At 54.9% G+C, this 21,742-nt stretch carries 13 protein-coding genes; 9 read left to right on the forward strand and 4 right to left on the reverse strand.

Annotated elements, in window-relative coordinates; translation table 11 throughout:
• Positions 1-10: 10 nt before the first annotated feature.
• Positions 11-568 carry a transposase gene (locus IPJ96_02910; protein MBK7909298.1) on the reverse strand — a complete coding sequence of 186 codons (558 nt, stop codon included), beginning with the start codon at positions 566-568 and terminating at the stop codon, positions 11-13.
• 1,296 nt (positions 569-1,864) lie between these two features.
• On the opposite strand from IPJ96_02910, the gene IPJ96_02915 reads away from it, so the two are divergent.
• From IPJ96_02915 to IPJ96_02930, 4 genes are all read left to right on the forward strand, one after another.
• Complete coding sequence (locus tag IPJ96_02915; protein ID MBK7909299.1) at positions 1,865-2,815, forward strand: NAD-dependent epimerase/dehydratase family protein; 951 nt, start codon at positions 1,865-1,867, stop codon at positions 2,813-2,815.
• 112 nt (positions 2,816-2,927) lie between these two features.
• Complete coding sequence (locus tag IPJ96_02920) at positions 2,928-4,409, forward strand: cysteine--tRNA ligase (protein ID MBK7909300.1); 1,482 nt, start codon at positions 2,928-2,930, stop codon at positions 4,407-4,409.
• A 1-nt stretch (position 4,410) separates the two neighbouring features.
• A complete protein-coding gene (locus IPJ96_02925; GenBank protein MBK7909301.1) occupies positions 4,411-5,394 on the forward strand; it encodes a M28 family peptidase in 984 nt (327 codons plus the stop codon).
• A 405-nt stretch (positions 5,395-5,799) separates the two neighbouring features.
• Positions 5,800-6,324: a hypothetical protein gene (locus IPJ96_02930; GenBank protein MBK7909302.1), complete on the forward strand. Its 525-nt coding sequence runs from the start codon at positions 5,800-5,802 to the stop codon at positions 6,322-6,324.
• 97 nt (positions 6,325-6,421) lie between these two features.
• Here the strand turns inward: IPJ96_02930 and asnS are convergent, their stop codons facing one another.
• Positions 6,422-7,804 carry an asparagine--tRNA ligase gene (asnS, locus tag IPJ96_02935; GenBank protein ID MBK7909303.1) on the reverse strand — a complete coding sequence of 461 codons (1,383 nt, stop codon included), beginning with the start codon at positions 7,802-7,804 and terminating at the stop codon, positions 6,422-6,424.
• A 170-nt stretch (positions 7,805-7,974) separates the two neighbouring features.
• On the opposite strand from asnS, the gene IPJ96_02940 reads away from it, so the two are divergent.
• The 3 genes from IPJ96_02940 (at position 7,975) to IPJ96_02950 (ending at position 10,508) form a co-directional block, all read left to right on the forward strand.
• The gene (locus IPJ96_02940; protein ID MBK7909304.1) at positions 7,975-8,871 is read left to right on the forward strand and encodes an SdiA-regulated domain-containing protein; all 897 of its coding nucleotides are present in this window, start codon (positions 7,975-7,977) and stop codon (positions 8,869-8,871) included.
• Between the two features lie 79 nt (positions 8,872-8,950).
• Positions 8,951-10,162 (forward strand): molybdopterin-dependent oxidoreductase, encoded by a 1,212-nt coding sequence (locus IPJ96_02945; protein ID MBK7909305.1) that lies wholly within the window; start codon positions 8,951-8,953, stop codon positions 10,160-10,162.
• Between the two features lie 4 nt (positions 10,163-10,166).
• Positions 10,167-10,508 (forward strand): cytochrome c, encoded by a 342-nt coding sequence (locus IPJ96_02950; protein ID MBK7909306.1) that lies wholly within the window; start codon positions 10,167-10,169, stop codon positions 10,506-10,508.
• A 133-nt stretch (positions 10,509-10,641) separates the two neighbouring features.
• Here IPJ96_02950 and IPJ96_02955 read toward each other — a convergent pair whose 3' ends face one another.
• Together IPJ96_02955 and IPJ96_02960 are read right to left on the reverse strand one after the other, a co-directional pair.
• Positions 10,642-11,916: a T9SS type A sorting domain-containing protein gene (locus IPJ96_02955; GenBank protein ID MBK7909307.1), complete on the reverse strand. Its 1,275-nt coding sequence runs from the start codon at positions 11,914-11,916 to the stop codon at positions 10,642-10,644.
• A 239-nt stretch (positions 11,917-12,155) separates the two neighbouring features.
• Positions 12,156-16,778 (reverse strand): T9SS type A sorting domain-containing protein, encoded by a 4,623-nt coding sequence (locus IPJ96_02960; GenBank protein MBK7909308.1) that lies wholly within the window; start codon positions 16,776-16,778, stop codon positions 12,156-12,158.
• Positions 16,779-17,204: 426 nt separating this feature from the next.
• On the opposite strand from IPJ96_02960, the gene IPJ96_02965 reads away from it, so the two are divergent.
• Entirely contained in the window at positions 17,205-19,124 is a 1,920-nt protein-coding gene (locus IPJ96_02965) for a 1-deoxy-D-xylulose-5-phosphate synthase (GenBank protein MBK7909309.1), read from the forward strand.
• 119 nt (positions 19,125-19,243) lie between these two features.
• Positions 19,244-21,607: a T9SS type A sorting domain-containing protein gene (locus IPJ96_02970; GenBank protein MBK7909310.1), complete on the forward strand. Its 2,364-nt coding sequence runs from the start codon at positions 19,244-19,246 to the stop codon at positions 21,605-21,607.
• Positions 21,608-21,742 lie beyond the last annotated feature (135 nt).

The raw sequence follows: 21,742 nt of genomic DNA on the forward strand, positions 1-21,742 counted from the left end.
GCTCGCCGGATTAAAGCAATTGCAGTTCAATCTTCAAAACCTTCACCGGTCCTTGATCTCCGGCATAGTCTCTGGCGCTGCTGAATAGATATTCCTCAGGTCTGCCAACCATGCCGGCTTTGACGGGATTTTTATGAATATAGTTTATTTTGCTTTTCGTGAATGCTGGAGAATAGACCTCTTCCGCATGATTGTCATGCGTCCAAATCTGATAGCAGGTATTTCGCTTATGCTTTGATGCGGCACTTCGGAAAATTGGAAGCAACCAGTTTCGTCTGCTTTCCCGGTTTGAGCTTATCTGCTCGATGATTTTTTGACTGGTATAGCGCTTAAAATCACGGATTATATCGCTAAGATTATTGTTTTTTGCTGCCGCAATTATGTGAAGGTGATTGGTCATTAACACATAGGCATAAATTTCCATACCTTTTTCTTCCACGCAATAGTTCAAGCTATTCGTTATAATTTCCTTGTAGCTGGATCTGGTAAATAGATCCACCCAATCGACGATCGTCAAGGTGAGAAAGTAAACGCCGTCTTGTTTATGAATTTTATATGCGTGTCCCATCTGGCTTTTTTGCAAAGCTCGACGACCTGAATTTGTTTTATGATTAATAGATGCTGGATATTTCAATGATCAAAGGATATAATAATGAAATCGCAAATTGATCGTCGAAATGAAGGCGTAGTTCCTGCCCGCAATCCTCCCCTTCAAACTACGCCCAACACCGGTTTTTCAGTCAGCAGTCAGCGGTAGGCAGTAGGCAGTAGGCACGTCCTTCGTCCCACTGCCAACAGCCAGTTTTCAGTTTTCAGTAGGCAGTAGGCAGAATGTACGTCCTTGTCCCACTGCCAACCGCCTACTGCCAACCGCCAACTGCCCACTGCCGTTGATGGTCGTAGTTTGGCGCGAGGGCACTGTGCGGCCGGAACTACGACCTGCTCGCCGTTATGAAAGCAACTTCGTCGAAACAAAGGCGTAGTTCCTGCCCGCAATCCTCCCCTTCAAACTACGCCCAACACCGGTTTTTCAGTCAGCAGTCAGCGGTAGGCAGTAGGCAGTAGGCACGTCCTTCGTCCCACTGCCAACAGCCAGTTTTCAGTTTTCAGTAGGCAGTAGGCAGAATGTACGTCCTTGTCCCACTGCCAACCGCCTACTGCCAACCGCCAACTGCCCACTGCCGTTGATGGTCGTAGTTTGGCGCGAGGGCACTGTGCGGCCGGAACTACGACCTGCTCGCCGTTATGAAAGCAACTTCGTCGAAACAAAGGCGTAGTTCCTGCCCGCAATCCTCCCCTTCAAACTACGCCCAACACCGGTTTTCAGTCAGCAGTCAGCGGTAGGCAGTAGGCAGTAGGCACGTCCTTCGTCCCACTGCCAACAGCCAGTTTTCAGTTTTCAGTAGGCAGTAGGCAGAATGTACGTCCTTGTCCCACTGCCAACCGCCTACTGCCAACCGCCAACTGCCCACTGCCGTTGATGGTCGTAGTTTGGCGCGAGGGCACTGTGCGGCCGGAACTACGACCTGCTCGCCGTTATTAATGCAACATCGTCGAAATGAAGGCGTAGTTCCTCCCAGCAATCCTCCCCTTCAAACTACGCCCAACACCGGTTTTTCAGTCAGCAGTCAGCGGTAGGCAGTAGGCAGTATGCACGTCCTACTTCCCACTTCCCACTGCCAACCGCACACCGCCTACTGCCAACCGCCAGTTTTCAGTAGGCAGTATGCAATGAGCGTCCTTCGTCCCACCGCCCACCGCCCACCGTCCACCGCCTACTGCCAACCGCTTTTCTCAATTCCCCCACACTTTCCGCCTGTTTTTCTTCGTTGAAAGCTGTATTTTTGAACCAACAAGCATTCCCATGGCTGACACAATCCTTGTCATCGGCGCGAAAGGCCAGATCGGTTCGGAACTGGTGGAAGAACTCCGCCGTATCCACGGCGCTTCCCGCGTCATCGCTACCGATATCAAGGAACCTTCCCGCGAATTCATGGAAAGCGGTCCGTTCGTACAACTCGACGTACTCGACTTCCCCCGCCTCGCCGAGATCATCCGCAAGGAACGCGTCACCCAGGTGTACCTCCTCGCTGCCTTGCTTTCAGCAACCGCCGAGCAAAAGGTGAAGTCGGCCTGGCGCCTGAACATGGAAGGCCTGCTCGGCGTACTCGACCTCGCCCGCGAAGAGAAATTCAAGCTCTTCTGGCCAAGCTCCATCGCGGTCTTCGGCCCCACAACGCCCCGCGACAATACCCCGCAGATCACCGTCATGGAACCGACTACGGTCTATGGCATCAGCAAACAAGCCGGCGAACGCTGGTGCGAATACTACCATCAAAAGTTCGGCGTCGACGTACGCAGCATCCGCTACCCCGGCCTCATCGGGTATAAGACCGAACCCGGCGGCGGTACCACCGACTACGCCGTGCACATCTTCCACGAAGCGCTCAAACACCATCGCTACACCTCGTTCCTCTCGGAGGAAACGCGCCTGCCGATGATGTACATGCCCGACGCTCTCCGCGCCACCATCGGCCTGATGGACGCCCCCTCCGCCCGCGTGAAGGTCCGCTCCAGCTATAACGTAGCCGCCATGAGCTTCACCCCGCGTGAACTCGCCGCCGAGATCCGCCGCCACCTGCCCGACTTCGTCATCGACTACGCCCCGGATGTGCGCCAACAATACGCCGATTCCTGGCCCAGAAGCATCGACGATTCCGTCGCACGCGCCGACTGGGGCTGGCAACATCAATACGACCTGGCGCGTATGACGGAAGACATGCTCGCGCACATCCAACCCGCCGTACACCAGTGAGCCTCCGCAGCAGCCACCCGCCGTGTTGAACGGAATCTGAACCGCCGGCTCTCGCAGCCGTGTAACGTCTTTTGTCCGATTCCGTTAACAACACCTTTCCGCTCCCGTTTCCATGCTCCCACATCAACTGTTCATCTATAATTCGCTCACGCGAAGCAAAGACCTCTTTGAACCCCTCGTTCCCGGTTTCGTAGGACTTTACGTCTGCGGACCGACCGTCTATGGCGCGCCCCACCTCGGACACGCCCGCCCTTATATCACCTTCGACATCCTCCAGCGTTACCTCCACCACCTGGGTTACAAGGTGCGCTACGTGCGTAACATCACGGATGTCGGTCATCTGGAAAACGACGCCGACGAAGGCGAAGACAAGATCGCCAAGAAGGCGCGCCTCGAACAACTCGAACCGATGGAGGTGGTGGAACTCTATACCCAACAGTTCCACGAGGCCATGCGCGCGCTCAACAACCAGCCGCCCGGCATCGAGCCCCGCGCCTCCGGTCACATCATCGAACAGATCGAAATGATCCGCGCGATCATGGCCAACGGCTGGGCCTACGAATCCAACGGCTCCGTTTACTTCGACGTACCCGGCTACAGCAAGAAACACGACTACGGAAAACTCAGCGGCCGCATCGTCGAAGACCTGATCGCCGGCGCCGGCAACGAGCGCCGCGAACTCGAAGGACAAGACGAGAAACGCAACCCCGCCGATTTCGCGCTCTGGAAGAAAGCATCGCCCGAACACATCATGCGCTGGCCTTCTCCCTGGAGCAACGGCTTTCCGGGCTGGCACATCGAGTGCTCCGCCATGAGCACGAAGTACCTCGGCGAGACCTTCGACATCCACGGCGGCGGCATGGACCTGCTCTTCCCGCACCACGAAAGCGAGATCGCCCAGTCCAAAGGCGCCTGCGGCAAAGCGCCCGTACGCTACTGGATGCACAACAACATGATCACCATCAACGGACAGAAGATGGGCAAGTCGTTGGGTAACTTCATCAACCTCGAGCAGTTCTTCAACGGCTCACACCCGCTGCTCAGCCAGGCGTACTCGCCCATGACGATCCGCTTCTTCATGCTTCAGGCGCACTACCGCAGTCCGCTCGACTTCAGCAACGAAGGACTGCAGGCGGCGGAGAAGGGCTTCGCGCGCCTGCTCAACGCGAACAAGACGCTCGCGCAGTTGAAGGCCGGCCCTTCTTCCACCTCCGACATCGCCGGCGTGGAACAGGGCTTCTATGCTGCGATGAGCGACGACCTCAACACCGCCATCGCGCTCTCGCACCTCTTCGAAGCTGCGCGGATCATCAATTCGGTTCACGCCGGCACCGAGACCATCAGCGCCGCCGACCTCGACAACCTGCGCCGATTCTTCCCGCTCTTCCTCTTCAACCTGCTCGGTATGCGCGAAGAGCAGGCGGCCGACAACGGCGCGCTCGACGGACTCATGCAGATGCTGTTGCGCATGCGCGCCGACGCCAAGGCGAAAAAGGACTTCGCGACCTCCGACCGGATCCGCGACGAACTGGGCGCGCTGGGAATTCGCATCAAGGACGAGAAAGACGGCACCACTTCCTGGCTCAAAGACTGAGATGCGCTTACGGAAAATCATCCTCCCGCTGTTCCTGATCTACGCTTGCGGATCACCGGATAAACAACAGCCCGCGCAACAACCCGCACCATCGCCGCAACCGGCTGTGGAGATCCCGGCGTTCAACAGGGACTCCGCCTTCAGCTACGTGAAGGACCAGGTCGACTTCGGTCCGCGGGTTCCCAACACCAAAGCCCATGCGGCCTGCGCGGCTTATCTCGAACGACAGTTGCGTCGCTTCACGCCGAACGTTCAGGTACAGGAAGGCACCGCCACCACCTGGGACGGCGTCACGCTCCGCATGAAGAACATCATCGCCAGCTTCGCGCCGGAGAAAAGCAATCGCGTTTTGCTCTTCGCCCATTGGGACACGCGACCCTGGGCCGATGAGGATTCCGAACGCACGGACGAACCCATCGACGGTGCCGATGATGGCGGCAGCGGCGTCGGCGTATTGCTCGAGATCGCGCGCCAGTTATCGATGCATCCGCCATCGGTCGGCGTCGACATCATTTTCTTCGACGCGGAGGACTGGGGAAAAGCCGGCGGCGGACGGGAAGCGGAAGATTCCTATGCGCTCGGCACGCAGTACTGGACACGGCAACCGCATGTGCCCGGCTATACGGCTTCGTACGGCATCCTACTCGACATGGTCGGCGCGCGCGGCGCGAAGTTCCGGCAGGAAGGATATTCACGCGAAGCGGCCGGTTACATCGTCGACAAGGTCTGGAGCACCGCCAACGCGAACGGTTTCAGCGACTACTTCCCGTATCAACCCGGCGGATGGGTCACCGACGATCACGTCTACGTCAACCGCATGGGCATCCCGTCGATCGACATCATCGGCTCCGATCCCACGGCTGTCTCGGGATTCGGCAAACACTGGCACACCCACCGCGATTCGATCGATATCATCGACCCCGCCACCCTGCATGCCGTCGGACAAACCCTCCTCGCGGTACTCTACGGCAATCCGAATCCCTGAGATGGGAAGTTGGAGCGGTGCGGGCGTGCTCGCACCGGCACCCGTCCCGTGCTCGCTCGCCGCAGCAGCAGTGTTTCTTTCCTCAAGGCGCACAGGAGGCGAGCTCGCCCGGGGCTAGCCTGCCACGCTTCCGGCCCGATCAACAGTAAGGTTCAGTCGTCACCATCGACCGGGAACTTTCCGTGAACGAAATCCAGACTCACGCCGGTTTGTTCGGTCGATTTCGTCCTCCTTCTTACCGGCCGTTAATCCTTTACCGGCCATTTCCAGGTGCTATTCCGGCTGTTTACTCCGGAATGATCCCGGAAACACCCGGAATCTTACAACAGTAAGTCCTGCCGAAGAACGATCCCCCTTGCGTTCCTGCAGGTCGTTCCTTGCAATCGGATCCTTAACTCCCTTTGCATGAACAAACATTCGACTCTGATCATCGTTGCCATTTTCCTTGCCTGCCTGATCGGCGCTCTGGCTGCGAGCGCGCAATACACCGCCAGCCTGGGTGTGCGCGCGGGCAAATTCGCCACCGGATTCACCGGTAAGTATTTCTTCGACACGAATGGTAACACGGGTGTGGAAGCCTGGGCGGCTTACACCAAGGAAGCAAACGACGGCTACACCGCCCGCGCGTTCTTCATCAAACAACAATCGATCTTCAACTCCCGCCTGCAGATTCCGGTCGACTTCATCGCCGGTGCAGGTATCCATGCGGGTTACTTCAAGGACCGTTACTACGACGTAGTGGAAGGCGATGCGAAGTATTACAACCAAAGCACCTTTGCAGGCGGCGTGGGCGCGACAATACAACTCGAGTACAACTCGCGCCGCTTCCCGATGACGCTCGGCATCGACGCCCATCCGTTCTACAACATCATCAGTCCGGGCCCCGAATGGATCGACTTCGGCGTGAACCTGCGCTATAAAATCTTCTGAGGTTAGGATTCATTTTTCAGGCGCGTGTAGTTCCTGAAAAAGAAAACCCCGGCTGGTGTCCTGCACCGACCGGGGTTTTCGCTTTGCTGTAACCGGATCAGAACTCCGCGTTCTTCGGCGTGCGCGGGAACGGAATGACATCGCGGATGTTGGTCATACCCGTGACGAACAGCATCAGGCGCTCGAAACCGAGTCCGAAGCCGGCGTGTACACAGGTGCCGAACTTGCGCGTGTCGAGGTACCACCACAGCTCGGATTCCGGCACGTGCATCTCGCGCATGCGGTTCTGCAATACCTCCAGCCGTTCCTCCCGCTGCGATCCGCCGATGATCTCGCCGATCCACGGGAACAGGATGTCCATCGCGCGCACGGTCTTGCCGTCCTCGTTCACTTTCATGTAGAATGCTTTGATGTCCTTCGGATAATCCGTCAGGATCACCGGCCGTTTGAAGTGGTCCACCAGGAAGTTCTCGTGCTCCTTCTGCAGGTCCGTGCCCCAGTTCACCGGGAACTCGAACTTCTTGCCCGAGTTTTTCAGGATCTCGATCGCCGTCGTATAGGTGAGCCGCTCGAACGGGTGATCCACGACCATTTGCAAACGTGGAATCAACTGATCGTCGTAGGTCTTGGCCAGGAACTCGATGTCGTCGCGACCGTGCTCCAGCGCGTACCGCACCAGGTACTTGAGAAAATCCTCCGCCAGGTCCTGGTTGTCGCGGATATCGTAAAACGCCATCTCCGGCTCGATCATCCAGAACTCCGCCAGGTGACGCGGCGTGTTGGAGTTCTCCGCGCGGAAAGTCGGACCGAAGGTGTAAATGTTACCCAGCGCGGTCGCCGCCAGCTCGCCTTCCAACTGGCCCGATACGGTCAGGTTGGTCGACTTACCGAAAAAGTCTTCTTTGAAGTTGATCGATCCGTCGGGAAGCTTCGGCAGGTGCTGCAGATCCAGCGTGGTCACCTGGAACATCTCGCCCGCGCCCTCCGCGTCGGACCCGGTGATGATCGGGGAGTGGAGGTAATAGAAACCACGGTCGTTGAAGTACTGGTGGATGGCAAACGCCATGTGGTGACGCAGCCGGAAGACGGCGCCGAAGGTGTTCGTACGCGGACGCAAGTGCGCGATCTCGCGCAAGAACTCGAGCGTATGTCCTTTCTTCTGCAACGGATACGACTCATCCGCGTCGCCGAGGATCTCGATCGTCTCCGCCTGGATCTCCACGGCCTGCCCCGATCCCTGCGAAGCGACCAGCTTGCCCGTCGCCCTGATGCAAGCCCCGGTGGTCACGCGCTTGATCAACTCCTCCGGAAACTTCGCCATCTCGGCGACCACCTGGATGCTGTGGATCACGGAACCGTCGTTCACCGCGATGAACGCGATCTGCTTGTTCCCGCGCCGGGTCCTGACCCAGCCCCTGACTTCGACCGTCTGATCGGCCGCTTCCGTTCGTAACAGATCCGTTACCCTTTTAAACTTCATGGCAGTAGAAATGAGGCTGCAAAATAAGCGATTCGCGGGGGGAGGAGCAAGGCGCAAGCTTGCCCGGATATTGAGTTTCAGGTGGTTTTTCGGGGCGAAAAATCGCTTTTTGAGTTTGTTAGCCCTTCGTTTCATCCCGAATTAATTTGAAAAGGGGTACTTCGCGGCCTGTGATTGCACCGCGGCCTTTTCTTTTTCCCATCCTTCTCGTTTGTATCGGACTCCTGGTCGCCTGTAAAGCGCCGCCCCAACCCGGCTCCATTCCCTACGACCTCGACCATCCCCGGGAAGTCCGCTCCCTGCCGAAAGCCCTGAAGGAGATCTCCGGCATCGTTTCGCTCGATCAACGCAGACTGCTCTGTGTCGAAGACGAGAACGGGGAGGTCTTTGTCCTGGGAAGAAAGAAGGACGACATCAAACACGCGGTCGGTTTTGGTAAGGACCACGACTACGAAGGCATCACCCTCGTAAACGACACGGTCTTCGTCCTCAAAAGCAACGGCACGCTCTTTCGCGTCACGGGCTGGACAACCGACACGCCGCAAACACAAGCGATCCATACGTTTCTCAAGAAGGAAAACAACACCGAAGGCGTTTGTTACGATGCCGCCAATCGTCGTCTGCTCATCGCCTGCAAAGGCGTCGCCGGTCACGGTCCGCTCGAGCGTTTGAAAGCAATCTATGCCTTCGATCTTGCTCAGCAACAGCTACTCGAAACACCGGTGTTACTGCTCGACCCGGATTCCGTCGCCGCCTACCTGAGTAAGTACCATGTCAAAGCCATGCATGCGGCGGTCGACGGCTCCACCATTCCCGGACTCGAACTGTTCGCCCCTTCCGATCTCGCCATCGATCCAGCCACCGGCAATCTCTACCTGCTGTGCTCCACCGGTAAGCTGCTGCTCGTTTTTGATCCGGCAGATCGGCTCATCTTCGCTTCGCCGCTTGATCCATCCATCTACCTGCAACCCGAAGGCATTACCTTTTCCCCCGATGGTGAATTGCTGATCTCCAACGAAGGCCGGGGCGGCAAAGCCAGCCTGGTCGTGATCCCCAGGACGAACTGAGCGGGAAATTCAACCACCGGTTGCGGCTGAATGATTAACTTGTCCTCGCCGGATGCGCCGCATCGCACGATCGTCGACAATGAAAACCCTTCTGAGTTCTCTGCAGTGTTTCAGCTACGCGCTTGCGCTCCTGTCGTTCCTGTTGTTCGGTTGCGGAAGTGACACGGAGCAGCAAGCCGGCCGACCGACATCGCAGGATTCCGTCACGATGGTCGTTGCGGAGGGCAAGAAGCCGATGCGCCTGGTCACCGACCGTCCGCCCAACCTCGAAACGCCGATCCGTTACTTCCGCAAAGACTTCACGCCGAACGATGTCTTCTTCGTCCGCTGGCATCTTTCCAATATGCCGACAGCGGTCAACCCGGATACGTTTCGCCTGCGGATCAGCGGGAACGTGAAAGCTCCGCTGGAACTCTCGCTCGACGAGCTGAAGAATGACTTCGAACAAGTTTCCGTCAACGCGCTGTGTGTCTGCGCCGGCAACGCCCGCAGTTGCCTGCAACCGCGTGTAGCCGGCGCGCAATGGGTCAACGGCGGGATGGGCAACGCCCGCTGGACCGGCGTCCGGCTGAAGGATGTGTTGGCCAAAGCCAAAGCGGATGCGAGATCCGTCGCAGTCTCTTTCAACGGCATGGATGATCCGCCACTCGAGACCGTTCCCGATTTTGTCAAGTCCTTACCCTTTGCCCGCGCGAACGATGGCGAAGTCATCATCGCCTATGAAATGAACGGTGAGCCCCTGCCCTTGCTCAACGGCTATCCGCTCAAGCTGGTCGTTCCCGGATGGTATGCGACGTATTGGGTCGGCATGCTCAACGACATCCGCGTGTATGCCGATACGTTTCACGGGTACTGGATGGACAAAGCCTACCGTGTTCCCAAAGGCGTGAGCAACGCCAACGAATCGCCCGACTCGCTCGCGAAAGACCTCGAACCGATCAGCCGCATCGCCATTCGCTCCATCTTCGTTTCTCCGGAACCGGACAGCGTCCTGACCAAGGGCACGCGCTACGAGATGGAGGGATTGGCCTTCGACGGCGGCAGCGGTATCGCGCGCGTGGAGATCAGCACCGATGACGGGAAAAGCTGGACCGAAACCCGGCTCGATCCTTCGCTGGGCAATTATTCCTGGCGCCGCTGGCGCTTCCCCTACACACCGGCGGCGGCAGGCAAGTTGCGCATGCTGGTGCGGGCCACCGGAGTGTCCGGTGAAACGCAACCGCTCAAACACTGGAACCGCAGCGGCTATGCACGCAACGAGATTGAATCCCTTGAACTGACGGTACGCTGATCCCATGACAGGCACTTCGCTTCTTCGCTATCCCTTCGCCTTGTTGCTGGTTTTTTATGCCTGCTCACGACCGGCAGAACCGGCGGCCCGTGTTCGCACCACCGATCCGATTCCGCTTTCAGCAGTACTGACCGAATTACCCGAGCATCCCGACAAAATGCTGGTGATGGCGAATTGCCTGCCCTGCCATTCGCTCGCCTACATCGCCAACCAACCACCGATGAAACGCGAAGCCTGGAAGAAGACCGTACGCAAGATGATCGACGTGTTCGGCGCACCAGTCCCCGATACGGCCGTCGCGGAACGCATTACGGATTACCTTGCTTCGATTCGGGGGAGTGAATAGGAGCAACGAAGGACTTGGTAGCGTTGATCGTCAGTCAGCGATTATACAAAGAATCGACTCTGACCGATTTGAGTTCGAAGTAAATGCCACGATCTCGCAACCAGGAAATTTAATAAACAAGTCAGCGTCTCTTTCAATACGACTGAAGAATGACTTTTCCTGTGAGCTTCTCCCGCTCCGTCACCACCGTCACAAAGTAAATCCCCGCCGCCCGGTTGTGCAGGGCGATGTTCTTGCTTAAATAGCCGGAGAGCAAAATGACGGACTCCTCGACCAGTATCTTGCCGGAGATGTCGGACACAAAGATCCTGGCTCGCTTTCCTTCCAGCTTGCTGGCGTTGACCACGATGCTCTCCCAGGCTGAATGATAGTAAACGCTCAGGGCCGGTGTGGGAGCGGCGGTTTCCTGGAGTGCGGTTTGGATCGTGTCGCAGGGGCTGCCGGCCAGCGGGCCCAGATCGTAGTTGGGGTTGTTGGGCAAACCCCAGTAGGTCCGCTTGCCGCCCAGGTAGAAACTATAGGGCTGAAAATCGCAGGCCGCCGCACCGCCCCGCTGATCGGGTTGGTTGATGACCGACAGGCTCATGTTCTCCGGGTAATAATCCGTACTGTCGTAGGGATAGCCGGTTTTCTGGGCGGCCACGTAGATCTTGTTGTCCGGAGCCAGGCGGACCGCTCCGATGGTCATGGGGTAGGTCTGTTGCCAGATCAGGGTCCTAGAGGCATACACATTGGTCGCCGTGAGCGGAAACTGGTACAAATAAATCTGCGTCGTGTCCAGGGAAGAGAAATACGGCGCGCAGCTTACATACAGCAGGGAGTCGTTAGGGGAAAAACAACAGTCCAGGAAATAAGGCTGTGTTCCTGCAGGGAACTCGGCATGAATGGTTTGGTCCAGGGTGATACTGCCGGTGCAGCGATCGAAACTGTAAATGGCCAGCAAGCCATTCAAATTACTGAATGCGAACTTCGTGCCGTCTGAATTAAAACGCAAATCTCCGCCATTGGAAGAGTGAAGCGGCCCTAGGCTGTCAACATGGTCCAACTGCACACCATTGGCATCGATCGAATAGACATAGAAATTATTATTGGAAGGAGGGGCCGACCGATATATTATCCACCAATCCCTGCCATTTCCATGTTTCACAGCTTGTATGCAATCAGTGGCAATATCATTCCGTAGTTGATTGTTTTTCGAAATCACCGCACCACGACCGCTGTCTAAGGTCTTATCAACCAGAGAAAAGTATAAGCCATACTGTCCGGTTACGCCAATGTGAAAAACATAATACTGATCAGGATTTTCCGGACTGGGAACGATAACCATTTCATGATACCACACTTCACAATTCAAGGAGTCTCCATTCAACATTTGTTCATGTCGATTGTTGTAAATGATAGCTTTCAATACTCCATTATTTAAATATCTAATGTCAGGTGAGCCGGAATAAAAAAGCAAATTCCCGAGACTATCACTAATGGAGGCTGCTGTTCCTTTAGTATTGATTCCGCTTTGAAAGACGACAGGAGAGAGTCTATTGCGAAAGTCAATCCCTGCACTGTCCCCAAAACACCATATCGTATTTTTACCTTGTCCACTTGCAAGGAAACTGGAAAGTGAAAGCATAACTAGTATGGCAATGCTCCTCATTTTTGAAGGATCAATTTATTGTATGAAACAAGCTCATTGTCGCAGTAGATTTTTAACAAATAAGTACCGGACTTTAAACCGCTCAAGTCTTCCTCCCAAATTGCTTCATTCTGATTCAAGCTGGTGCTTAGTAGCAAACGATCTTGTAAATCATTGACCTCAATTCTACAGGAACCAAAGTCTGCTAGATCCTTTGATATTATAATTTTCCCACTTGAAGGGTTGGGATAGAGTACTAGTTCAGGATCGGGAACGTCAGTCAGATTGTTGAGCTGGCGAAGTAGCGGCCCCGTCAACTCGTCATCATACTCGACATCTATAATGGCTCTGGCTATGAATACTGCCGGGCCTCCTTCAAAAGCCAACTGACTGGAAATGTTATCAAGAAGTACGGTGTCGCTACTGGAAAGGGGAAGTTCGGTTTGAATCTTCTCCACCAAATAGAGTACATCTTTAAAATTCTGCTCAATCGTGTTATCCGGTTGAAGGCTGATCAACTTTGTAATAGCCTGCAAGTAATTCTCGGTGTTTAACGCGTTCAGAATGGCTTCGATTTCCCCAACATTTCTTAGTTTCAGGTCGTCGAAAAATTGCTGGCGCTGCTGATCGGTAGGCAATCCCTGATTCATCAGCATTGAATCTTTCGAAAGTAAATGGAATGCATACTTATCAGCGAACCATTTGTTTTCAGAGTTGAAAACAAGAAAGACTATCGAATCATTAATAATCTGTTCGGCAATTTCTGAGAACAATTGAGGAAGGGTATCCGGGACACTACATGGGGACAATCCGGTAATGCTCTGGATGCTTTGGACAATGAAATTATTTCCAGGGCTGAACTTATTATTCGGGTCATTTTGGGTGTACCGATGGTAAAATTTTAAGAATAATCCATTAGCGGTACTGCCGACAACCCTATTTGCCAGCGGGATATTCCGCCACATATTATCCTGCGGCGCATTCACATCGCCTTGCTGGGGAATCGTAATGTTGAACACGTCTAACCCTCTGGCACAATTCCACAGGTCATTTCCGCAAAGGCTGGTGAGGTCACAGAAGTTCAGGCCGTTGATGCCGCTGCCAAGATTCAAGAGGTAGTTGTTGCGGATGGAGCATCCCGTGGAGCTTTCAAACCGGATACCGCGTGCCAATGTCGGGTCGGTGACCGGGCTGGTGGTCACGACGCTGTCGTCGGTGATGGTACAGTTCGAACTGTTCACCAGCCAGATTCCGTATTGCCGGGTGGTGCTGCCGGCGCCTTTGAGTTGTATAAAATTGGTGTTGATGTCCACTTCCTCACAGCCATTCAGGTAAATGCCCTTGAGCTGATCCATCATGTGGTTATTGGAGACGGATGCTGTCGTAACTCCGGGCAGCCGGTTTTGCAGTTTTATCGACCAATTGACAGCTGCGTTGTATAAGGGCGAAGTGTTGAGGTTAGACGGGCTCGAAAATGTATTGTCACGGATAGTCGTGCTGCTGGCCAGGCGGGGCTCTGAAACGGTAATGCCGTTGAGGTAGTGGGTGATCGAGTTATCGTGAATGTTCACATCTACAGCGACCGGATTTACAACAGAAACCGCAGCATATCGCAAGGAGTCAAAGGATGATCCGGAAACGGTGGTTTGGATGCTGTTCCTGGCTTGTACTCCGTACCCGCAATCGGTAAAACTACTGCCTTGTATTGTAAGGGAGACCGGGCTGCCGGATTGGTTCAGCGAGTAGATTCCAAAACCATCGTTTTCCCAGGTGTAGGATGCCGCTCTTGCATTGCCGTAGGCATAAGCATGGCGGCGCATATGGCGGAAGGCACAGGCCTGCAGGGTGATCGAACTGTTTTCTGAACGGACACCGTAATAGAGATGCCGGAACTGGTTGGCATTAATCGTCCAACCGTTCAAGCCGGATGTTTCAATCCCGCTGTAGGCATATCCGCCATCTTTTGTCTGAGCAGGAAGGCCATTGCCGTCTTCACAGGTAAAGGTACAGCCGCTGACCACCGAGCTCAGCGCAGCTCCGGAGCCGTAGAGGACAATCGACTGCCGGTTTCTGTTAAAGACCGAATTGGTGACTGAGATCCGGGAACCGGCAGAATCGGCAATCGCCATTTGTGCATCTTCTATCGTATCGCCGCTCAGGATGAGCAAGCCGGTGCTGTCCGCAAAGGAAATCCCGCCCCACAGGGCATTGCAGGCAGAAAGCCGGCTGTTCTGAATGGTCAGCGTCCTGCCCGGGGAGATGAGGATGCGGGAGTTGTCACCCATCAACAGGCTGGAGTTGGTAATGGTGAAGTTAGTATTTACAACCAAATCCCCGGCGATACTGATCGTCCGGCCGGTCCAATTGGTAAAATGCGAGGTGCTGTCGCTGCCCAGGATCGTGGTATCCTGCGCAGGACAACACTGGTAAAGCCGGATGGTCGCCGTGTCATACCCATCGCAGCCCGAAGCGCTGATCATGTGCACGGAGATTTGAAAACTGGAATCCGACACCGGATGGACGTTGTAGTTGCCATAGGTGGTCGTGAAGCTGCCATTGTAGTTCCACTCGTACAGGCAACCCAGGCAGTACTGTGTGGGGGTTAAAAGAAAAGAATCCTGTGCACAGATGGTACGGGTGCCATCCAGGGTGCTGATGTGCGGATTGGCCGTAAATCCGACAATCGGTACGCTGAAACTCTTATAGCTGGTCTGCTGGCATTGGTTGGACTGTGTCACGGTGACATAATATCGATACCCGCCTGCCGCGCTTGCAATGATGGAGGCGGTTGTGTCTCCGGTAATCCAGGAGAAACGGGCTCCCGGAGAGGTGACCCGGATCTCTGCCGAATCGCTGTTGTAGCAACTGGTGGTAAATGCGATAGCAGGGTTGGGAAGCACATTCACCGCAATGGAATTGCTGCTGCCGCTGCAGGTCCCGTTGCCCGTGATCAGACACTGATATGTTCCGGCTTGATTGGCGATGATGGTGCTGGCGTTGCTGACTGCAATGGGAAGGCCATTCCTGAGCCAGGAGAAGGCCGTCCCGCCCGAGGCCTGTAGCACAACATTGCCGCCCTGGCAGAATGTCGTGGGCGATGTGGCAGAGATGGAAGGGCCATTGAGGACAATAACACTGTCTGCAAAAGAATAAGAGCATCCGCCATAGTTCAGGGTCAACACCACCCGATAAGGTGAACCGTTCCGGCTGAGGTAGTGGGAGGGCAATTGAAGGTTGGTTTGCGTTAGTGGGTAATTGCCGGTTCTTCCCGTATCGGAAGCAACAAGGGTTTGGGCATTGTCAAATATGCTGAGTTCATAGGTTATGTCCTGTTCCAGCGGACCCTGATAGGTAAACCGCAGGCTGTCACCCGATGAGCCGTTGGTGCAAAGCGGTGAGTTGGTCCTGAACAGGCGGGGGTTCTTCAGGGAGTCCACCATGAAGTAGGACTGGAAGTACACAAAACCACCCGGCTCAAGGGAGTTGTCGGAAGCCGAACCGAAATTGGTCCCATTCTCCACCCGCCAACGATCATAGAAATCCCGTTCCTCCACGAAGATGTTATTGAAGTATTTATTCCTCAGCCAAATGCCCAGGTAATCGATGTACCCGCTCATGGGAAAAGTCTCTGTGGATATATACGGGTGATAGTCGGTGCCTCCGATGGTAAGCGAATCCGCATAAGCCCGTATCTGACCGCCATAATTGGTATAACAGCCATCCGGTGTCGCTCCGTAATGGACCGCCATTATTCTGTCGGCAAGCCGCGGGAGCGTTCCATCTGCTGTTCCGTCGAGTTGACGTATGATCGCCTGTTGAGTAGTATCAACTCCTCCGCCAAAGGAGGATCTTACGTAAACGGATGTCCGCAAAGGATGAGTGTGCGTGGCATTGTAATTCGCTTCCAGGGTTCGCATGTGTTGCAGATCCTGGAGTGATGTTGGGAAGTTCCCTCCCGTATTCCACCATTCGTTCTCATAGCAGAGATAATCAAAGTAGTAGTTGCACACACCGCTCTGACGAAACAAGACATCGTAAAAGAACTTCATCAGCATGGCGCGTGGTAGCAGGGAGTCGCCCTGATAAAAGGTATTTGTCAGCAGGAAATGCAAGGCGCTGTCGCTTTGTGCAATACTCGCTCCCAGGGCACTGTCAAGTGTCAGGCCGGGTGAATACTGAATGCGCTGCCGTGCAATAGAGGTATCCGATGTCACGTCGAAAAAGAACGAGTCGATACCGCCAGCCACCCCGATCTCTGTTATGCAGTATTGATTCCTTGCCTTGTTCATGAAATTGCAAAGCAACTCAACCAGTTTGACTCCGTTCACATCCGAATTAGGCGTGTCGTTGTACCGGAACACCGGATACAGGTCGTAGAGCGACAAAGAAGTAATATGATGCTCTCTGGCGTATTCCAACAGCGAGTCCTCCCGTGCACTATTGCCTAGCACGGAAAAGTCGAGGTTCAGTTTAGGGTATCCGTCATTCAACGACTTCGGGGTGAAGCTTGCGAAATTCCCGCACAGCATACCCCGGTTTGGGTCATGTGCCTGACTGCTGGCATCAACAGGAATACACAGTAACAGTAAAAGCAATCGCAAAAATGAATTGAAACCGGAGGTAAGTTGGAGTGAATGCATTTTGATGAAAATTTTGAGTTTGTTAGTTCAATGTAGAAAATAAATTGACTTGACCCAATCACTTTTCAATCAAGGGTAATGCTTATTAAAACGAGACGAGGAGTTAGCCCTTGGCTCCACTTCCATTCCGTTAAAACCCTGGAACAATTAATTTGACTTACTTCAAATCGGGACGAATGAACTTCGGTCTGCTGAACAATTCCCCTTACTGGCTGTTTCAGATAGCTGTTGGAGAAAATGAATCCTGCAGCCATCACCCTCGTCCAGTTATCGTCCGGCCCTACAATAGGCGCCCCGAAAGCTCCGTTTACTGCCGGTCGGCACCCGCAGGTTCATGCCTTTCGTCCATCCGGTAAGCAGCCTGCAACCCGCTCCAAACAAGGACTTTCCCCGAATTTTCCTATCTTTGTAGTTCCCCCTCAAAAAATGGACGGAAAACCAGGTAATTTACTGAAAACCATCACTTTCCCCGAGGATTTGCGCAAGCTCCCGGAGAAGGACCTGGATCAGGTGACCCGAGAATTGCGGGATTATATCATCGACGTGGTTTCCGTGAACGGAGGTCATTTTGGCGCCTCCCTCGGGGTCGTCGAACTTACCGTCGCCCTTCATTACGTCTTCAATACTCCCCATGACCAACTGGTCTGGGACGTCGGCCACCAGGCTTACGGCCACAAGATCCTGACCGGTCGCCGCGAGGTGTTTCATACCAACCGGATCTACAAAGGCATCAGCGGTTTTCCGAAACGTTCGGAAAGTCCGTACGACACCTTCGGCGTCGGCCATTCATCTACGTCCATCTCGGCCGCCCTCGGCATGGCCGTGGCGTCGCGCCTGAAAGGGGAGAAAGACCGTCAGCACATCGCCGTCATCGGCGACGGCGCCATGACCGCCGGCATGGCCTTCGAAGCGCTCAACCACGCGGGTGTGGAGAACAGCAACGTGCTGGTCATTCTCAACGACAACTGCATGAGCATCGACCCCAACGTGGGCGCGCTCAAGGAATACCTCACCGACATCACCACTTCCCATGCCTACAACAAGGTGAAGGACGAGGTGTGGAAGATGCTCGGCAAGATCAGCAAGTTCGGACCCAACGCGCAGGAAGTCGTCTCCAAAGTGGAGAACGCGATCAAGACGACGCTGCTGAAGCAAAGCAATCTGTTCGAATCCCTCCGCTTCCGGTACTTCGGTCCGGTCGACGGCCACGATGTGCACCGACTTGTGAAGGTGATGCGCGATCTGCGCGACATCCCCGGCCCCAAGATCCTCCATTGCCTCACGGTGAAAGGGAAGGGCTACGAACTCGCCGAGAAGGACCAGACCAAGTGGCATGCACCGGGTCTGTTCGATAAGATCACCGGCGAGATCTTCAAGCCGACGAACGATAAACCCCAGCCGCCCAAATACCAGGACGTGTTCGGACATACCATCGTCGAACTGGCGGAGAAGAACCCGAAGATCGTCGGGGTGACCCCGGCCATGCCCTCCGGCTGTTCGCTCAACATCATGATGAAAGCGATGCCGGAACGCGCGTTCGACGTGGGCATCGCCGAGCAACACGCCGTTACGTTCTCCGCCGGCATGGCGACCCAGGGACTCGTCCCCTTCTGCAACATCTACTCTTCGTTCATGCAGCGTGCCTACGACCAGGTCGTACACGACGCTGCCTTGCAGAAACTCAAGGTCATTTTCTGCCTCGACCGTGGCGGACTCGCCGGTGCCGACGGGCCCACGCACCACGGCGCGTTCGACCTCGCCTACTTCCGCTGCATCCCCAACATGATCGTCAGCGCCCCGATGAACGAAGAAGAATTGCGCAACCTGATGTACACCGCGCAGCTCGACGAAACACCGGGTCCGTTCTCGATCCGTTACCCGCGCGGCAACGGTGTCATGGTCGACTGGCGCAAGCCGTTCCAGAAAGTACCCGTCGGTAAAGGTCGAAAGGTCCGCGATGGCGAAGAGGTCGCCATCCTCACCATCGGCCATCCGGGCAACTTCGCCGTGAAGGCCTGCGAGGAACTCGACCGCGAAGGATTCCATCCGGCGCACTACGACATGCGCTACGTGAAGCCGCTCGACGAAGAATTACTCCACGAGATTTTCTCCCGATTTAAAAAGATCGTGACCGTTGAAGACGGTTGCCTCATGGGCGGGTTCGGCAGCGCCGTCGCCGAATTCATGATCACCCACAACTACCAGGCATCCATCACCCGCCTCGGCATCCCCGACGAGTTCATCGAACACGGTGAACAAAAGGAGCTGTGGAACGAGTGCGGCTTCGATAGCGAGGCCATCAAAAAGGCGGTCCGTCAGACCGTCGGTGAAGGCATTTACGCCTGATTTTTCACCTATTTTATCCTATCATCTGCCCAATTGAGGGGTCATTTCGTCACTATTTGAGGATGATGAAGTAACTTTTTAATTATCTTTTTGCACCCTTACTGAAAATCCTCTGCCCAATGGCACCGCATCCACACCCGGGAAAGCGGTTCATTTCTATTCTTGAACCGATTCGACTACTGTTTTGTATAATTATTCTGCTGCTTTCTATCGCAGAAACGGCCAAGGCACAGACGTATAATATGGCGGCAGGTACCATCAATACCTGCGGCGGTACTTTTTACGATCCGGGTGGCTCTGGTTCCAACTACGGCAACAACCTCAACATCACCGAGACCTTTTGCTCGAATGCCGGTACCTGCATTCAGGTCGCCTTTACCGCGTTCAATACACAGGGAGGAAACGACGTCCTCACGATCTACGATGGACCCGGCACGGCATCGCCTGTTATCGGCTCTTTCTCCGGAAACGGCGGATCGCCGGGAACCGTCACCTCGAGTACGGGCTGCCTGACTTTTCAGTTTATCACGAACGGTAGTACGACGCGTTCCGGATGGGCCGCAACGATTTCCTGTGTGCCATGCGGATCGACCATCCTCATGAACAACACGGCAGTGAATGTGTGCAGTGGAATTTTCTATGACTCCGGCGGTTCCGGCTCCAACTACGGTAACAACCAGAATTTCACCAAGACCTTTTGTTCGCCTACCGCGGGGATGTGTGTACAGTTGGTCTTCACGTCCTTCAATATTTCGAACAACGACTATCTCTACGCGTATGATGGCAATAGTGTCGCATCACCCTTGATCGGGCAGTATACCGGGACGGCTCTGCCACCTACTTTACTCGCCAGTAGCGGATGCTTGACGATTCGTTTCACATCCAACAACGCCGGTAACTCCTCGGGTTGGCAGGCAATTCTCAGTTGTGAACCTTGTCCGACGCCACCAGGCGCCGCAACTTATACCCATCCTACCGCCGGCCAGCAGAACACGTATGTGGGGACCAACATGGTTGCAACCTGTGGAGGCACTTATACCGACAATGGTGGCACTGGAAGCAACTACTCGAACAACATCAACGGCATCTACCGGACCTTTTGCCCCAATACCGCAGGCAACTGCATGCGTGCAACTTTCTGGTCGTTCGATGTCGAACCTGCTGGAATCTTCCTGTATGACTATCTCACCATCCGGAACGGGCCTACGCAAAACAGTCCCGAGTTCGGTGGTGCCGGAGCATCCACCTGGTATGGAACCGCCACCAGTTATGCCGCCTGCATGGGTGCCGGACTAGGTCCGTACATATCAACAGACCAAAGCGGATGTCTGACATTCGCCTTTACTTCCGATGTGGTGACCAACCGGGCCGGTTGGGTGGTGACCCTCGACTGTGTTCCCTGCGCGAACGGACCGAACGGCACCGATAACAGCGATTGCCGTTCACCTTCTCCGATCTGTAGCGACGTTTCCTTCAGTGACGCAAGTACGGGGCCCGGCATCGTCTCCGATGGCGGCGGCGGATGTGTGCTCGCGGAGAATTTTTCGAACTGGTACAAGATCACCGTTGCCAATTCCGGAACCCTGGGTTTACGCATCGTTCCTAACGTGGCAGCAGACGATTATGACTTCGCCCTCTACCAGGCAACATCCTGTGCCGGACTTGGCAGTCCGGTGCGTTGTTCCTATGCCTCGAACACCGGTAATACCGGAATGGACAACGCGCTTAACCTTACCACCAATACCGCAATCTGCGGCCCGGCCAATAACGGATCCGATGTATCGGAGGATGTTTGCGGAAACGGCTGGGTGAATGACCTCGCCGTGACCACGGGACAGAACTATTATCTGCTGGTCAACAAGTGGACCCCCGGCGGTAGCGGTTTTACTTTGGACTGGGTGCTTGCCGGGGGCGCAACACTCAATTGCAGTGTGCTCCCGATCGAGTTGCTGAACTTTACAGCGGAGGCGAAGAACGATCGCGTCGACCTGCAATGGTCGACCAGTTCGGAAACCAACAACAGCTACTTCACCGTAGAACGCAGCCAGGATGCCCGCACATTCGAACCGATTCAGATTGTGCCGGGTGCAGGCAATAGTTCCTCGGAACGTTATTACCTGAGTTCCGATTTCGAGCCGTTGCCAGGGATCAGCTACTATCGCCTGCGGCAGACGGATTTCGACGGCAAGTTCACCTTTTCCGAACCGGTCGCGGTGCGCTATTCCAACACCGTGAAATCACTCACCCTCGTACCGAACCCGGCAAATGACCAGGTTCGGGTGATCTTCGAGAGCGGTGTGGAAGCAGGGGGAACGCTTCGGGTCTTTTCACTTGAAGGGAAATTAATGGAGCAGCAAGCTCTCCAGATGCGCCGCGGGACCAATTCCCTGAATCTGGAATTGACAGATTGGAAAAGCGGCAGCTATCTGGTAGAGCTGGTCACCGCTGACGGAGTACTCCGCCAGCGTCTGATCAGAAACTGATGCACGGAAGGATTGGAAAGCCCGGATGTAATGTTTCGGGCTTTTTTTATTCTCATTCATGCGTGTCCCCTGCTTATTCTACCGGCTTTTTGAGGAATTGATCGTTAAACAGTAGATACCTGTATGTAGGGGATT

Source organism: Bacteroidota bacterium, from assembly GCA_016713765.1.
Lineage (GTDB): Bacteria > Bacteroidota > Bacteroidia > AKYH767-A > 2013-40CM-41-45 > Pollutiaquabacter > Pollutiaquabacter aromativorans.

Bases quoted from the DNA above. Each gene is read 5' to 3' on its own strand.
- IPJ96_02965 (MBK7909309.1), top strand. From the start codon at position 17,205: ATGGACGGAAAACCAGGTAATTTACTGAAAACCATCACTTTCCCCGAG.
- IPJ96_02970 (MBK7909310.1), top strand. From the start codon at position 19,244: ATGGCACCGCATCCACACCCGGGAAAGCGGTTCATTTCTATTCTTGAA.
- IPJ96_02920 (MBK7909300.1), top strand. From the start codon at position 2,928: ATGCTCCCACATCAACTGTTCATCTATAATTCGCTCACGCGAAGCAAA.
- IPJ96_02960 (MBK7909308.1), bottom strand. From the start codon at position 16,778: ATGCATTCACTCCAACTTACCTCCGGTTTCAATTCATTTTTGCGATTG.
- IPJ96_02915 (MBK7909299.1), top strand. From the start codon at position 1,865: ATGGCTGACACAATCCTTGTCATCGGCGCGAAAGGCCAGATCGGTTCG.
- asnS (MBK7909303.1), bottom strand. From the start codon at position 7,804: ATGAAGTTTAAAAGGGTAACGGATCTGTTACGAACGGAAGCGGCCGAT.
- IPJ96_02925 (MBK7909301.1), top strand. From the start codon at position 4,411: ATGCGCTTACGGAAAATCATCCTCCCGCTGTTCCTGATCTACGCTTGC.
- IPJ96_02930 (MBK7909302.1), top strand. From the start codon at position 5,800: ATGAACAAACATTCGACTCTGATCATCGTTGCCATTTTCCTTGCCTGC.
- IPJ96_02950 (MBK7909306.1), top strand. From the start codon at position 10,167: ATGACAGGCACTTCGCTTCTTCGCTATCCCTTCGCCTTGTTGCTGGTT.
- IPJ96_02945 (MBK7909305.1), top strand. From the start codon at position 8,951: ATGAAAACCCTTCTGAGTTCTCTGCAGTGTTTCAGCTACGCGCTTGCG.
- IPJ96_02910 (MBK7909298.1), bottom strand. From the start codon at position 568: ATGGGACACGCATATAAAATTCATAAACAAGACGGCGTTTACTTTCTC.